The organism is Prescottella agglutinans (assembly GCF_004011865.1).
GTDB lineage: Bacteria > Actinomycetota > Actinomycetes > Mycobacteriales > Mycobacteriaceae > Prescottella > Prescottella agglutinans.
This window is the reverse complement of record NZ_RKLP01000002.1, coordinates 320,244-335,698: the sequence shown is the minus strand read 5'-3', so window position 1 is coordinate 335,698 and position 15,455 is coordinate 320,244. Positions and strand designations below refer to the sequence as shown.

The following is a 15,455-nucleotide window of genomic DNA, read 5'->3' as shown; positions in this document are numbered from 1 at the left end:
TGGGAGAGGAATGAGTGCACCGACCCTCGAGGTCCACATCGCACCCGAGCAGCTGACCGCGGCGCTGCGGACGGACGCCGCACGCGGGCTGACGTCGTCGCCCAAGTGGCTGCCGCCCAAATGGTTCTACGACGCGCGCGGCAGCGAACTGTTCGAGCGGATCACGCGGCTGCCGGAGTACTACCCGACGCGCACCGAACGGGCGCTGCTCGAGGCCCACGCGCGGGAGATCGCCGACGTCGCGGTGCCGGAGATCCTCGTCGAACTCGGGTCGGGGTCGTCGGAGAAGACGCGGCTGCTGCTCGAGGAACTGGGGGCGCGGGGGTCGCTGGAACGGTACGTCCCGCAGGACGTCTCGGAGAGTGCGCTGCGGGACGCCACCCGGCGCATCGCGAAGGAGTTCCCCGAGATCGGCGTGCACGGGGTGGTCGGGGACTTCACCGAGTCGCTGCATCACCTGCCCGGCGGGGGCCGGCGGATGATCGCGTTCCTGGGCGGCACGCTCGGCAACCTGGTGCCCGACGAGCGCCGCGAGTTCCTCGCCGGCATCGCGGACGTCCTGGACCCGGGGGAGCACCTGCTGCTCGGCGTCGCGTTGGTGACCGACCCTGCGGTGCTGGTGCCGGCGTACGACGACGCGGCCGGGGTCACCGCGCAGTTCGACCTGAACGTGCTCTCCGTGCTGAACAAACAGTTGGGCGCGGACTTCGACCTGGACCGGTTCCGGCACGTCGCGGTGTGGGATCCCATCAACGAGTGGATCGAGATGCGGCTCGAGGCCATGTCCGAGATGACCGTGCACATACCGGATCTCGGACTGACCGTGCCGTTCGACTCGGGGGAACAGATGCGGACCGAGATCTCCGCCAAGTTTCGGGAGGACGGCATTCGGCGAGAACTCGCGGCCGCCGGATTCGACGAGGTCCAGACCTGGACCGACCCCGACGACCGTTTCGCGCTGGTCTGTGCCCGGCGTGGCTGACTAGGCGTCCGCGTACGGATCGGGCAGCGTCAGCTGCAGGTAGGTCATGTCCAGCCAGCGGCCGAACTTCCGCCCCACCTCGGGCATCTGGGCGACCACGCGGAAACCGAACCGCTCGTGCAGCGCGATCGACGTGGCGTTGGCCGACTCGACGCTGGCGACGATCACGTGGATCCCGCCGGCGCGGGCCCGGGCGATCAGTTCGGTCATCAGGGCCGTCGCGATGCCGCGCCGGTGGAAGTCGACGTGCACGTACACCGAGTTCTCGACGGTGTGGCGGTAGCCGCTCTTGGGCCGCCACACCCCGTACGACGCGTACCCGGCGACCCGGCCGTCGATGTCCGCGACCAGGATCGGGAAGCCGAGGCGGCGGCGGTCGTCGAACCACGACCGCCGTTCGTCGAGGTCGGCGAGCGTCTCGTCCCAGATCGCCGTCGAGTTGGCGATCGCCTCGTTGTGGATCTCGAGGATGCCGGGCAGATCGTTCGGGGTGGCGTCGCGGACCAGCATGTCGGGCGGTGCGTCCCTATGCGCCCGCGCTGCGGCGGGCCTTCTCCAGCGCCGCGAGCGTGCGGAGGATGGTCGCCTTCTGGCCGTTGAGGTCGTTGAGGCGGGCCCGCGCGGCCAGGCCCTGTCCGGCCTCGGCGAGCTCGATCTGCGTGTCGACCTTGGTGAGCTGGTCCAGCAGACCCGTCACGCGCTCCTCGAGCGCGGCGACGTCGAGCTTCTTCGCCGGTGCGACGGCCGCGGTCGGCGTGGGGGCGGGAGCGGACGGCGCCGTACGGGGACGGGCGGCGGGCGCCTTGCGCGCGGGCGCGGACTCGGCGTCGAAGGCGCTGACGATGCGAGCGGCCTTGGGACGCATCGCCTTGCGAACCAGGGCCGGGTCCGGCGGCTCGGCCAGACGGATCCCGTTCAGGGCCGCGCGGGCGTCACGGGCGGCCACTCGCCACTCGCGCTCTTCCTCGTCGTCCGACTGCAGGGTGCCGCCGATCGGGCGCAGGCCGTACATGCCCATGAACTTGCGAGCCTCGTCGATCACGCCCTCGTGCTCGCGGCACGTTCCACAGCGCGGCTCGTTGCGGAACTCCTCGATCGAATCGTCGCTTCCGCACCACACACAAGACCCGGGAGTCCATCGGCGAACCGTTTGGCTGTTCGAGAATTCAGGGCCTGCGGAAGGGCTTTCCAGGGTCTGCGCGTCGATCACGACGAGCCACAATAAGGCACCGCTTCGAGCCCGGCTACACCGAGGTCCAATTTTTCCGCCGTCCGTGACCAAACTCATGCCCGGTACCGGCCGGTAGCGGCAAAGTCTTGTGCCACACGCGTTCTCCGCTCCCCGCCGAGTTCACCCCTTCGCGCCGAACGCGCTCGTGAACCAGTCGACGAGGGGGCTCATCGCACGCCAGGCGACCCGCACGTGGTCGGCCGCCTCGCCGGTGCCGAGCCAGTCGGGACAACCCAGATGCGACCCGGCCGTCAGCGTCCGGTGCCGCAGCAGTTCGAGGCGTGGATGATCCGGTGCCACACCGCGGGGGCGGGTGGCGAGACGGTCGCCACCGATGTCGTAGTCCGACGATCCGAGTTTGCGCACGACCCGCTGCAGGGCGCGGCCGCGGCGCTCGTCGTCGACGGCCTCGCGGTAACGCGCAAGTTGCTCGGGGGTGTGGGAGTAGTAGCCGCCGGCCACGAACAACCCGGATGCGTCGATCTGGACGTAGAAACCGACACCCGGGCAGGCCTCGACGAACCCGCCCTGGTGGGTCTTGTAGGGCGACTTGTCCTTCGAGAACCGGACGTCGCGATAGGGGCGGAACACCTTGCCGGAACCGAACTCCGGTTCGAGTTCGGCGAGCAGGTCGACCATGGGCACCCGCACGTCGGTGTCGTAGATCGACTTGTGGGAGGTCCAGAAGGCCTTGCTGTTGTCGGCCTCGAGGTCCTCGTAGAAATCCAGTGCGGTGGTCGGGAAACCGGAGAACACACCGGAGACACTACGCCCGTGCCCGGCACGCCAGGGGCGAACCGGGCACGGGCGAGGAACGGATCTAGGCGATGCCGTTGAAGAGGGACGTCACCGAGCCGTTCTCGAAGACCTCCTGGATGGTCCGCGCCAGCAGCGGTGCGATGGACAGCACCGTCAGCGTCGGGAACCTCTTCTCCTCCGGGATCGGCAGCGTGTTGGTGGCGATGACCTCCTTGGCGCCGCAATTCGCGAGGCGCTCGGCCGCCGGATCGGAGAACACGCCGTGCGTGGTCGCGATGATGACGTCGCCCGCGCCGGCGTTCTTGAGGACCTCGACGGCGCCGGCGATGGTGCCACCGGTGTCGATCATGTCGTCGATCAGCACGCAGGTGCGGCCGCTGACGTCACCGACGACGCGGTTCGACTTCACCTGGTTCGGGACCAGCGGGTCACGGGTCTTGTGGACGAACGCGAGCGGTGCGCCGTCGAGGGCGTCGGCCCACTTCTCGGCGACCTTCACGCGACCGGCGTCGGGGGAGACGACGCAGATGTTCTCGGTGCCGTAGTTGTCGCGCACGTAGTCGGCCAGCTGGCCGAGGGCGTGCATGTGGTCGACCGGTCCGTCGAAGAAGCCCTGGATCTGGTCGGTGTGCAGGTCGACCGTGATGATGCGGTCGGCGCCGGCGGTCTTGAGCAGGTCGGCGATGAGGCGAGCGGAGATGGGCTCGCGGCCGCGGTGCTTCTTGTCCTGACGCGCGTACGGGTAGAACGGCAGGATCGCGGTGATCCGCTTGGCCGAACCACGCTTGAGGGCGTCGATCATGATCAGCTGCTCGACGAGCCACTGGTTGAGCGGCGCGGGGAAGCTCTGCAGGACGAAGGCGTCCGAGCCTCGCACCGACTCCTCGAACCGGACGAAGATCTCGCCGTTGGCGAAGTCACGAGCGGTCTGCGGCGTGACCTTGATGTCCAGTTCCTTGGCCACCTGCTCCGCCAGTTCGGGGTGTGCGCGGCCCGAGAAGAGCATCAAGTTCTTCTGCACGTCGCTGGATATCGCGCTCACTGATCTTCGCCATCCTTTGGTTCTTGCCGATCGGATTCTTGCTGGAGTGCTAGTGCCGCCGCCTCCGCAGCGGGAGTGCCGGGCCTGTTGCGCTGGACCCAACCCTCGATATTGCGTTGCTTTCCACCCGAGACGGCGAGCGCCCCCGGCGGAACATCGTTGCGCAGGACCGTGCCCGCGCCCGTGTAGGCGCCGTCCCCGACATGGACCGGGGCGACGAACATGGTGTCGGATCCGGTGCGTACATGCGAACCGACGACGGTGCGACTCTTGTTCACGCCGTCGTAGTTGACGAAAACGCTGGATGCTCCGATGTTGCTGTGCTCGCCGACGGTCGCGTCGCCCACGTACGTGAGGTGCGGCACCTTCGAGTGTGCACCGATGTCGGCGTTCTTGGTCTCGACGAAGGCGCCGAGCTTGCCGGACGCGCCCAGGACGGTGCCGGGTCGCAGGTACGTGTACGGGCCGACGGTCGCGTCGGGGCCGATCACCGCGTCGTGGCCGTGGCTCCGGATCACCGACGCGCCCTCGCCGACCGTGACGTCGGTGAGCGTGGTGTCGGGGCCGATCACGGCGTCCTCGGCGACGCTCGTGGCGCCGCGGAGTTGCACGCCCGGACGCAGGGTCACGTCGCGGCCCATCGTCACGCCGACGTCGACCCAGGTGCTCGACGGGTCCTCGACGGTGACACCGGCGCGCATGTGGCGCTCGAGGATCCGCCGGTTCAGTTCCCTTGCGAGAGTGGCGAGCTGGACGCGGTCGTTCGCGCCGGCCACCAAGTGGTTGTCCGCGATGTTCTGGCCCCGAACGGTTTTCCCGGCCTGCCGGGCGATGGCGATGACGTCGGTGAGATACAGCTCGCCCTGCGCGTTGTCCGCGCTCAGGGATGCGAGCGCGCTGCGGAGCGTGGCGGCGTCGAAGGCGTAGACCCCGGAGTTGACCTCGGTGATCGCGCGCTGGGCCTCGGTGGCGTCGGCCTGCTCGACGATCGCGGCGACCTCGCCGTCCGTGGTCCGCAGGATCCGTCCGTACCCGGTGGGATCCGGTGCCGTCGAGGTGAGCACGGTCACCGCGGCGGCGGGCTCTGCGGTGTGCGTGTCGACGAGCGCGCGGAGCGTGTCGGCGTCGAGCAGTGGGACGTCGGCGGCGGTCACCAGCACGGTGCCGGCGAAGTCGTCGGGCAGGGCGGTCAGTCCGCAGCCGACGGCATGACCGGTGCCGTTCTGCTCGTCCTGGACGGCGGTGGCGACGGCGCGCCCGAGGTCCTTGGCGACCTCGTCGACGGCGGCGGAGACCGCTTCGCGGTCGTGTCCGATCACGGTCACGAGTTCGGTGGGATCGACGGCGGCGGCGGCATGGAGAGAGTGGGCGAGCATCGATCGACCGGCCAGGGTGTGCAGCACCTTGGGGGTCTTCGACCGCATTCGCGTCCCGGCACCGGCAGCGAGGACGATGACGGCGGTCTGCGGTGGCATGAAGCTCCCTCGAAGTCGATCTACGCTTAGCCGCTCCAGCGGCCGGACTCGTCGCACACGTTCCGGAAAAGAATATCGCGAGCCGTTCACGAGATGGCAACGTGCCCGAGCGTAGCGGTGCGCGAGCGCACTCGTCGGTGGAACCGCGCGCGTCGGGACGGCCGATCGCAGAGGCGAGGTAGCGGGAAATTAGCGAGATCGGACCGACTGGTCGGCTTACGGTGGCCGGAATCACAGTCGGGTCGTGGTCGTGTCGATGGGCTCCGCCGCCAGGACTCGAACCTGAACTATCTGAACCAAAATCAGAGGTGCTGCCATTACACTACGGCGGATTACCGCGCGGGCGAGCTGGTGCTCGCAGCGCGGGAACGATCCTCGCATGCCGACGCGCCGCGCGTCGAACTGCTCGAGAAATTCGCCTGCGGCGTGTCGGAAAGGACGGTACCTCGAGTGTCGCGACCAGCACGGGAGTCCTCGAATCCCGAACGTACTCCCCGGACTCGGATGACCGGGACGCAGCGACGGGAACAGTTGATCGAGATCGGTCGGACACTGTTCGCCGAGCGCGGCTACGAGGCCGCCTCGATCGAGGAGATCGCGGCGCGCGCCCAGGTCTCCAAGCCCGTGGTCTACGAACACTTCGGCGGCAAGGAAGGGCTGTACGCGGTCGTCGTGGACCGTGAGATGTCGAAGCTGCTCGAGATGATCACGTCGTCGCTGACGCAGAACCGCTCCCGCGTCCGCGTCGAGCGGGTGGCGCTGGCGCTGCTGACCTACGTCGAGGAGCGCACCGACGGCTTCCGGATCCTCGTGCGGGACTCGCCGGTCGCGGCCGCCGAGGGCACCTACTCGAGCCTGCTCAACGAGGCGGTCCGCCAGGTCGGGCACATCCTGGCCGGCGACTTCGCGCGCCGCGGCTTCGACCCGGAACTCGCGCCGCTGTACGCCCAGGCGCTGGTCGGGATGGTCGCCACCACCGCGACGTGGTGGCTCGACGAGCGGACGCCGTCGAAGGAGGTCGTCGCCGCGCACCTGGTGAACCTGTGCTGGAACGGGCTCACGAACCTCGAAGCGGATCCGCAGCTGGGGGAGTGATCCGCCCGGTTCGGCCCGGAGCGGGCGCCGGGCCTCGTGTCGGTCCGCGCGCCTAGAATCGAACAGTCTGCATTTCACGACATCAGGAGCGCCGTCGTTGTCTTCCGTGTCCTCTTCAGCTCCGTCCGTGGCGCCTGTCGGCGGGCCGACACCGCTCGCCGGGCTCGCGCGGACCGTCCTCACGGACTCCGCGATCGGGCAAGTGGTCGACAGTGTGGGTCGCGCGGCGCTCGACATCGTCGCCCCCAACCCGGTGCGCCCGTTCGTCGCGACGGCCGTGTCCGAGAAGGCGCAGCTGCTGCTGGTCACCGCCACCGGCCGCGAGGCCGACGACCTCACCGTCGAGCTGCGCGAGATCATCGGTGACGCCGTCGCGCAGTTCCCGTCGTGGGAGACCCTCCCGCACGAGCGGCTCTCGCCGAGCGCGGACACCGTCGGACGTCGGCTGCAGGTGCTGCGCCGCCTGGCCCGGCCCGACGACCCCGAGTACGGTCCGCCGCTGCGGGTGATCGTGACCACCGTGCGCTCGCTGGTGCAGCCGATGGCCCCCGGGCTGGGGGAGATCGAGCCGATCATCCTGCGGGTCGGCACCGAGCACGACTTCGACTCGCTGATCGCCCGCCTCGTCGAGCTCGCGTACACCCGCGTCGACATGGTCGGCAAGCGCGGAGAGTTCGCGGTCCGCGGTGGCATCCTCGACCTCTTCCCGCCCACCGCCGACCATCCCGTGCGTGTCGAGTTCTGGGGTGACGAGGTCACCGAGCTGCGCGCGTTCTCGGTCGCCGACCAGCGTTCGCTGCCCGAGCTCGAGCTCGCCTCCGTCATCGCGCCCCCGTGCCGGGAACTGCTGCTCACCGAGGCGGTGCGCGACCGGGCCGCGCAGCTCGCGGCCGACAACCCGGCCGACGCCGCGCTGGTCGAGATGCTCGACAAGCTCTCGGCCGGCATCCCGGTCGAGGGCATGGAGGCGCTGCTGCCGCTGCTGCAGCCGGGCGAGCTGCAACTCCTCACCGACGCGCTGCCGCGCGACACCCACGTCCTGCTGTGCGACCCCGAGAAGATTCGCACTCGCGCAACGGATCTGGTGCGGACCGGGCAGGAGTTCCTGGAGGCGTCGTGGACCGCAGCGTCGATCGGCGGCGCGGCCCCGATCGACACCTCGGTCCTCGGTGGCGGCATCGACCTGGGCGCCTCGGCGTACCGGTCGCTGCGGCAGGTCCGGGAGACCGCCGAGGCACAGGGGCGCCCGTGGTGGACGATCAGCCCGCTGGCGTCCGGCCGCGACGACGAGACGGTGCTGCCGGTGCAGTCGGCGCCCGAGGTGCGCGGCTCCGACGAACTGCTGTCGATGTTGTTCGTGAACCTGCGCGCGCACGTGACGACCGGCGGGCGGGCGGTGGTCGTCGTCGCGGGTTCGGGCACCGCACACCGTGTCCTCGAGCGGTTGCGCGACGCCGACGTCCCCGCCGGCGAACTCGCCCCGGGCGCCGAACCGGCCCGCGGACTGGTGGGCGTGCTGTGCGGCTCGCTGCACGAGGGCCTGGTGCTGCCGGGCGACGAGGCCGCCGGGGTGCCCGGCCTGGTGATCGTCACCGAGTCCGACCTGACCGGCAATCGGGTCGCCGCGGCGGGCGACGGCAAGAAGATGCCGGCCAAGCGGCGCAACCAGGTCGACCCGCTGGCGCTGACCGCCGGGGACATGGTGGTCCACGACCAGCACGGCATCGGCCGGTTCGTGGAGATGGTCGAGCGCACCATCGGCGGCGCGCGCCGCGAGTACCTGGTCATCGAGTACGCGGCCAGCAAGCGCGGGCACCCGGGCGACCGGCTGTTCGTGCCGATGGAGTCGCTCGACCAGCTCTCGCGCTACGTGGGCGGTGAGATGCCCGCCCTGTCCAAGCTGGGCGGCTCCGACTGGCAGAACACCAAACGCAAGGCGCGCAAGGCGGTTCGGGAGATCGCGGGCGAGCTCGTGCAGCTGTACGCCGCGCGCCAGGCCGCGCCCGGTCACGCGTTCGGCCCCGACACCCCGTGGCAGAAGGAGATGGAGGACGCCTTCGCGTTCACCGAGACCCACGACCAGTTGACCGTCATCGACGAGGTGAAGGCCGACATGGAGAAGCCGGTCCCGATGGACCGCGTCGTGATCGGTGACGTCGGCTACGGCAAGACCGAGGTCGCGGTCCGCGCCGCGTTCAAGGCCGTCCAGGACGGCAAGCAGGTCGCGGTGCTGGTCCCGACGACGCTGCTCGCGCAGCAGCACCTGCAGACGTTCTCCGAGCGGATGGCGTCGTTCCCGGTGAAGGTGCGCGGGCTGTCCCGCTTCACCGACGCCGCCGAGTCCAAGGAGATCATCGCGCAACTGGCGGAGGGGGAGATCGACGTCGTCGTCGGCACCCACCGCCTGCTGCAGACCGGTGTCCGCTGGAAGGACCTCGGTCTGGTGGTCGTCGACGAGGAGCAGCGCTTCGGCGTCGAGCACAAGGAACACATCAAGGCACTGCGCACGCACGTCGACGTGCTGACGATGTCGGCGACGCCGATCCCGCGCACGCTCGAGATGAGCATGGCCGGTATCCGGGAGATGTCGACGATCCTGACCCCGCCGGAGGAGCGGCACCCGATCCTCACGTACGTGGGCGGGTACGCGGACAAGCAGGTGGCCGCCGCGATCCGCCGCGAGCTCCTGCGCGACGGACAGGTGTTCTACGTCCACAACCGAGTCAGCTCGATCGACAAGGCCGCCAAGAGGATTCGTGACCTCGTTCCGGAGGCGCGGGTCGTCGTCGCGCACGGGCAGATGAACGAGGAGACGCTCGAGAAGACCGTGCAGGGCTTCTGGCAGCGCGAGTTCGACGTCCTCGTCTGCACGACGATCATCGAGACCGGCCTCGACATCTCCAACGCCAACACGCTCATCGTCGAGCGGGCCGACTCGCTCGGCCTGTCGCAGCTGCACCAGTTGCGCGGTCGGGTCGGCCGCAGCCGCGAACGCGGCTACGCGTACTTCCTGTACCCGTCGGAGAAGCCGCTCACCGAGACCGCGTACGACCGGCTCGCGACCATCTCGCAGAACTCGGATCTCGGCGCCGGTATGGCCGTCGCGATGAAGGACCTCGAGATCCGCGGCGCCGGCAACGTTCTCGGCGCCGAGCAGTCCGGTCACGTCGCGGGTGTCGGCTTCGACCTGTACGTGCGACTGGTCGGCGAGGCCGTCGAGGCGTACCGCGCGATCGCGGACGGCCGACCGGTCACGACCGAACCGGAGACGAAGGAGGTGCGGATCGACCTGCCGGTCGACGCGCACATCCCGCCCGACTACGTCACGAGCGACCGCCTCCGTCTCGAGGGCTACCGCAAGCTGGCGGCCGCCGTCGACACCGACGCCATCGCCGGGGTCGTCGAGGAACTCGTCGACCGGTACGGCCCGCTGCCCGAGGAGGTGGGCCGACTGGTGTCGGTCGCGAAGCTGCGCCTGCTGTGCCGCGAGTACGGGATCGAGGAGGTCGCCGTCACCGGCACCCAGCTCAAGGTGTCGCCGATGCAGCTCCCGGATTCGAAGCAGTTGCGGCTCAAGCGGATCTATCCCAGCGCGCAGTACCGTGCCACCACCGGAATGGTCCAGATGCCGTTGCCGCGCACCGGATCCGGCGGTGTGGGTGCCGAACGGGTGCGCGACGTCGAACTGCTGCAGTACATCGCGGACTTCCTGCTCGCGATGGACGGCAAGGCGGCGGGGTCGGTCGACGTGAGCACGCGGACCGGCGCGCAGGCGGGGGTCTGACCCGGATGAGTGCCAGTGGGGAGCGCCGCGACGGGTGGCGCGCCGGTGACGCGCTCATCGAGGCCGTCGAGGTGATGGACAAGCTGTGGGGTTACGGCGGCTGGGAGGTGACGCAGACCCACGACTCGCTGCGGCCGTACCTGCTCGAGGAAACCTACGAATTGCTCGACGCGGTGCAGGTCGGCGACCCCGACGGTATCCGTGAGGAACTCGGAGACCTGTTGCTGCAGGTGCTGTTCCACTCGCGGATCGCCGAGGCCGCGGGGGAGTTCACGGTCGACGACGTGGCCGCGACGCTGGTCGCCAAACTCGCGCACCGCAGCCCGCACCTGGCCGAGGACGTCGTCGGCCCGGTGGACATCGCCGAGCAGGAGCGGGCATGGGAGGTGCGCAAGGCCGCGGAGAAGGCGCGCGAATCCTGCATCGACGGCATCGCACTCCTGCAACCCGCGCTCGCGCTCGCCGAGAAGGTGATTTCGCGGGCCCGCAAGGCCGGGCTGCCGGACGAGTTGGTGCCGGACGAGCTGCGGGTGGTGCGGCTGGGTGGCCCCGGCAGCGCCGAGGACGAACTGCGCAAGGCGACACTGCGTTTCGTCGAACGGATCCGGGCCGCCGAGTCCGCCGCGCACGCCGACGGGGTCCCGTGGGGCGGACTCGACGCGGACGCCTGGCGGACCCACTGGATGCGGTAGGTCCGCCGGGCGTCAGCTATTGCGCCAGTTGCGAATCGGTGCAGATCCGTCCGTCCTCGTCGAGTTCGACGGTGACATCGATCCCGACCTTGCGCAGGAACTCGTAGTCGTGGCTGACGATCAGCATCGCGCCACCGTAGGCGTCGAGCGCCTCGGCGAGTTGCTCGACGCTGGTGATGTCGAGGTTGTTCGTCGGCTCGTCGAGGATCAGCAGTTGTGCGGGCGGGTCCGCCAGGAGCAGCTTGGCGAGTGAGACGCGGAAGCGTTCTCCGCCGGAGAGCGTCGCGACGGGCCGGTCGGCAGCACTGCCACGGATCAGCAGTCGGGCGAGTTGGTTGCGGATCGTGCCGGCGGGCGTGCCGGGCGCGACCTCCTGCACGTTCTCGAGCGCGCTCCTGGCCTCGTCGAGGTTGTCCAGTCGCTGCGGGAGGTAGCCGACTCGTTCGGTGAGTAGCACGCCGCGCACCCGATCCTCGTCGCCGACGGTGCCGTGGACGAGATGCTCGAGCAGGGTGGACTTGCCGGCCCCGTTGGGGCCGACGAGCGCGACGCGTTCCGGGCCCTGGACGACGACGGTGCGGTCTCCGTCGCGGAACTCGACGAGGCGTCGGCTCCGTGGCACGTCCGGATCGGGCAGCACGAGGTGGAGGTGTTCGTCCTCTCGCACGCGCGAGTCCGCGGCATCGACGGCGGCCTGCGCGGCCTCGACCTTGGCCTCGAGCGTCGAGCGCATCGACCCCGCGGACGCCTGAGCCTTGCTGGCTCGATTCCCTGCCAGGATCTTGGGGATCCCGCCGTCCTTCTGGGTCTTCTTCGCCGTGCGTTCGCGGCGTGCCAACTTGGTCTCGGCTTCGATCCTCTGGCGCTTCTCGACCTTCAGTGCCTGCTGGGCCGAGCGGGCGGCCTGGACCGCCGCGGCCTGTTCCTGCTCGAGGTATGCCTTCCACGCGCTGTACGGACCGCCGAAGACATCCAGACGCCCGGCGTGCAACTCGGCGGTGTGATCCATGTGTTCGAGCAGTTCCAGGTCGTGACTGACGACGACGAGAGTGCCGGTCCAGTCGTCGACCATCTCCGCGAGACGCGCGCGGGTGCGGCGGTCGAGGTTGTTCGTGGGTTCGTCGAGCAGGGTGATCGGGGTGCGGCGGACCCGCAGGCCGGTGATGCCGATGAGCATCGCCTCGCCTCCGGAGACGGTGTCGACGCGGCGGCCGAGGTCTGCGGCGGTGAAGCCTATGTCGTGCAGTGCTTCGTCGGCGCGCGCCTCGATGTCCCAGTCGTCGCCGACCGTGTCGAAGTGGTGTGCCGCGACATCGCCGGACTCGATCGCCCGGAGTGCTCCGATGATCCCGTCGATGCCGAGGAGTTCGGCGACCGTCGAGTCCTTCCGCAGAGTCAGCGTCTGCGGTAGGTATCCGACCTCACCCACACGGTCGATCCGACCCGACGTGGGCCGCAGCAGTCCGGCGATCAGTCGCAGCAGCGTGGACTTGCCTGCTCCGTTCCGGCCGACGAGTCCGGTGCGACCCGCGGTGAAGGTGCCGCTCACGCGGTCGAGGGCGACCGTACCGTCAGGCCATTCGAAGGTGATGTCTCTCAAAGTGATTGCGGAGGCACTCATGCGTTGCCGTCCCTTTCGTGAAAGGTTGCTGATCAGCGGTGCTGAAGGACGGACCGATCACGAGAAGTCGTCGAGCAGGCGTGCGAAGGCGCCGGGAACCCGGAACGTGGCTGCGTGCCGGAAGGCATGCGTTCGCCGGGAAGGTCGACATCGCTGTGCACGCGGGAGACGTGATCGGCGCGAGGCGGACATGCGGGGTGGAGCCCGAAAAGGGTAGGGGTCGTTCGCCGAGGCGCGGTCCGCGCCGGATCGGCAAAGCCACCGGCAGTCCGGTGGCTAGATTCTGTCGACCTCGATATCCATGGCCGGCACTCTATCAGCCTCGCGCCGGGTCACGCCTCGAACAGTGTCGACCCCCAGTAGCCGCCGTCGCCGACGCCCGGCGGCACGGCGAACACCGCGGAGCCGACGTGCTTGATGTACTCGTTGAGCGCGTCGTTGCGGGCGAGGTTCTGCTGCATCGGTACGAACTGCTTCTGCGGGTCGCGGCAGTACGCGATGAAGAACAGTCCGGCGTCGAGGTGACCGAATCCGTCCGTGCCGTCGGTGAAGTTGTAGCCGCGGCGCAGGATCTGGATGCCGTTCAGCTCCTCGGCCGACGCGAGGCGTACGTGCGCGTCCTTGTCGATCACCGGCTTGCCGCCGGCGCCCTTGGCGTCGAGTTGCAGGTCGTCGAACTCGTCCTTGCGGCCGAGCGGGGCGCCGCTGCCCTTGCTGCGCCCGAACACCCGCTCCTGCTCGTGCAGGGTGGTGCGGTCCCACGGCTCGATGAGCATCCGGATGCGCCGGGCCACGAGGTACGAGCCACCGGCCATCCAGGCCTGGTCGTCCTGCGGGTCCACCCACACGAACTCCGACAGTGCGGCCGGGTCCTCGGCCTTGATGTTGCGCGTTCCGTCCTTGAACCCGAACAGGTTTCGCGGCGTCGTCTGGCTCGTCGAGGTCGACGACGTGCGGCCGAACCCGAGCTGCGACCAGCGGACGGCGACCACGCCGAAGCCGACGCGGGCGAGGTTGCGCACCGCGTGCACCGCGACCTGCGGGTCGTCGGCGCACGCCTGGATCGCGATGTCGCCGCCCGAGCGCGCGGGCTCGAGGGCATCGCCGGTGAACTTCGGCAGATCGACCAGCGCCGCGGGCTTCTTGCCGGCGATGCCGAACCGGTCCTTGCCGTCGACGCCGAACAGCGACGGCCCGAACCCGATCGTGAGCGTCAGCTTCGACGCGTGCAGGTCCAGTGCCTCGCCGGTGTCACTGGGCGGGTTGTATTCGCCGGCCCCGGTCGCGCCGTCCTCGGTGGCCTCGTCGCCGGCGGTCATCCGCGCGGCCATCTCGGTCCACTTCTTCAGCATCGCGATCAGCTCGTCACGCGAATCGGTGATGACATCGAAGGCGACGAAGTGCATGCGATCCTGTGCGGGCGTGACGATTCCAGCCTGATGGGTGCCCCGGAACGGCACCACCTCGGAGGTCGACGCCGCGGCCTCGGGGGCGGTCAGGCGCCCCACCGCGACGCCCGCGCCGGCGAGCACCGCGCCGGCCCCGACGGCGCCGAAGAGGCGCCGGCGGGACAGGCCCGGACGTGGCTCGGGCCGGGCGTCGCCGGCCGCGTCGTTGCTGCCGTGCTGACTACTGTCCTGCGATGACACCCTGCACCTGGCTCACTTCGGCGGACAACGCGTCGATCTTCTGCGACAGGGCCTGCCGCTGCGGCTCGGTCACCGTGTCGTACGAGACGAACCCGTCGCCCCGGCGGTACTGCGCGAGTTCCGCGTCGAGGTCGGCGAAACGCTGATCGATGCGCGCCGCGAGCTCGGGGTTGCGCTCCTCGAGGATCGGCCGCACCGACGCGATCGCGGCCTGCGAGCCGTCGGCGTTGGCCTGGAAGTCGTAGAGATCGGTGTGCGAGAAGATGTCCTCCTCGCCGGTGATCTTGGTGCGCGCGATCTCGTCGAGCAGCGTCTGCGCGCCACCGGCCACCTGGATCGGGTCGACCTCGAAGTCCGGGGCGGACACGCCGTCGATCAGTTCCTGGAGGTCGGCCTGCAGCTGGTCGGCGATCGCGTTGGTGTCGGGCTGCAGCCCCTGCACCCACAGGTCCTTCTCGAGCCGGTGGAAACCGGTCCAGTGCCAGCCGGGTTCGACGTCGACCTCGCGAAGGTCGATGCGCGGGTCGAGATCGTTCGGGAAGCTCTCGGCGATCGGCTCGATGCGCTCGTAGTAGGTGCGGGTCAGCGGGTACTGGGCCTTGGCGGCGGCGATGTCCCCGGCCTTGATCGCGGCCACGAACGCGCCCGCGGTCTCCTGCAGCGCGGTGATCTGGCTGTCGACGTAGCGCTTGTAGCCGGCCGCGGCCTCCGCGAGGCGGCTGTCCTGGTCGGTCGCGACCACGGAGTCGCCGGTGACGGTGAACTCGCTGCGGATGCCGTCGCCGACCATGCCCGGCTTGCACGCCGTGTGGTACGTCCCGGCCTCGGCGAGGTTGACGATCAGCTGACGGGTCAGGCCGGGGCCGACGTTCTCGACCTCGCCCATCACGCGGTCGCCGTCGCCGAAGACGTAGAACTCGGTGACCTTGGAACCGTTGTTGGTGATGGAGAACGTGGTGTTGCCGGTCTCGCCGGTGGTCCCGGAGATCTCGCACGTCGTGTCGGTGGCGGTCACCGTGATGGCCTCGGCGCCGGCGGCGGACTTGGACGTGCACGCCGCGAGAGCGAGCGGAGCGATCGCCAGGAGGGCGAGCGCGGAGGTGGTACGACGCACGGGCGGAACCT

Annotated in this window: 12 protein-coding genes and 1 tRNA gene; 4 read left to right on the top strand and 9 right to left on the bottom strand. The window is 69.6% G+C overall.

What is annotated here, in order from left to right; all coding sequences use genetic code 11:
- Nucleotides 1-10: 10 nt before the first annotated feature.
- Nucleotides 11-982 carry an L-histidine N(alpha)-methyltransferase gene (egtD, locus tag EGT67_RS05560; RefSeq protein WP_127915058.1) on the top strand — a complete coding sequence of 324 codons (972 nt, stop codon included), beginning with the start codon at nt 11-13 and terminating at the stop codon, nt 980-982.
- Here egtD and EGT67_RS05555 read toward each other — a convergent pair whose 3' ends face one another.
- From EGT67_RS05555 to EGT67_RS05530, 6 genes are all read right to left on the bottom strand, one after another.
- Entirely contained in the window at nt 983-1,492 is a 510-nt protein-coding gene (locus tag EGT67_RS05555) for a GNAT family N-acetyltransferase (RefSeq protein WP_127915057.1), read from the bottom strand.
- Nucleotides 1,493-1,508: 16 nt separating this feature from the next.
- Complete coding sequence (locus EGT67_RS05550) at nt 1,509-2,192, bottom strand: hypothetical protein (protein WP_127915056.1); 684 nt, start codon at nt 2,190-2,192, stop codon at nt 1,509-1,511.
- Between the two features lie 141 nt (nt 2,193-2,333).
- A complete protein-coding gene (locus EGT67_RS05545) occupies nt 2,334-2,969 on the bottom strand; it encodes a DUF2461 domain-containing protein (protein ID WP_127915055.1) in 636 nt (211 codons plus the stop codon).
- A gap of 64 nt (nt 2,970-3,033) precedes the next feature.
- Complete coding sequence (locus EGT67_RS05540; RefSeq protein WP_127915054.1) at nt 3,034-4,014, bottom strand: ribose-phosphate diphosphokinase; 981 nt, start codon at nt 4,012-4,014, stop codon at nt 3,034-3,036.
- Nucleotides 4,011-5,489, bottom strand: a complete 1,479-nt coding sequence (gene glmU, locus EGT67_RS05535; protein WP_127915053.1) for a bifunctional UDP-N-acetylglucosamine diphosphorylase/glucosamine-1-phosphate N-acetyltransferase GlmU — start codon at nt 5,487-5,489, stop codon at nt 4,011-4,013. Before glmU ends, EGT67_RS05540 begins: the two co-directional genes overlap by 4 nt.
- Nucleotides 5,490-5,750: 261 nt before the next feature.
- A tRNA-Gln gene (locus EGT67_RS05530) sits at nt 5,751-5,821 on the bottom strand.
- 172 nt (nt 5,822-5,993) lie between these two features.
- Here EGT67_RS05530 and EGT67_RS05525 point away from each other — a divergent pair.
- The 3 genes from EGT67_RS05525 to EGT67_RS05515 all read left to right on the top strand — a co-directional run bounded on the left by EGT67_RS05525 (nt 5,994) and on the right by EGT67_RS05515 (nt 11,060).
- Nucleotides 5,994-6,584, top strand: coding sequence for a TetR/AcrR family transcriptional regulator (locus EGT67_RS05525; protein ID WP_127915052.1), 591 nt, complete (start codon nt 5,994-5,996; stop codon nt 6,582-6,584).
- A 127-nt stretch (nt 6,585-6,711) separates the two neighbouring features.
- Nucleotides 6,712-10,368, top strand: coding sequence for a transcription-repair coupling factor (gene mfd, locus EGT67_RS05520; protein ID WP_127915051.1), 3,657 nt, complete (start codon nt 6,712-6,714; stop codon nt 10,366-10,368).
- A 5-nt stretch (nt 10,369-10,373) separates the two neighbouring features.
- Entirely contained in the window at nt 10,374-11,060 is a 687-nt protein-coding gene (locus tag EGT67_RS05515) for a nucleoside triphosphate pyrophosphohydrolase (RefSeq protein ID WP_127915050.1), read from the top strand.
- A 16-nt stretch (nt 11,061-11,076) separates the two neighbouring features.
- On the opposite strand, the gene EGT67_RS05510 is transcribed toward EGT67_RS05515, so the two are convergent.
- From EGT67_RS05510 to efeO, 3 genes are all read right to left on the bottom strand, one after another.
- Complete coding sequence (locus EGT67_RS05510) at nt 11,077-12,681, bottom strand: ABC-F family ATP-binding cassette domain-containing protein (RefSeq protein ID WP_127915049.1); 1,605 nt, start codon at nt 12,679-12,681, stop codon at nt 11,077-11,079.
- A gap of 332 nt (nt 12,682-13,013) precedes the next feature.
- Entirely contained in the window at nt 13,014-14,330 is a 1,317-nt protein-coding gene (gene efeB, locus EGT67_RS05505; protein ID WP_127915048.1) for an iron uptake transporter deferrochelatase/peroxidase subunit, read from the bottom strand.
- The gene (gene efeO, locus EGT67_RS05500; protein WP_127915047.1) at nt 14,311-15,444 is read right to left on the bottom strand and encodes an iron uptake system protein EfeO; all 1,134 of its coding nucleotides are present in this window, start codon (nt 15,442-15,444) and stop codon (nt 14,311-14,313) included. The genes efeB and efeO overlap by 20 nt, the downstream gene beginning before the upstream one ends.
- Nucleotides 15,445-15,455: the final 11 nt, after the last annotated feature.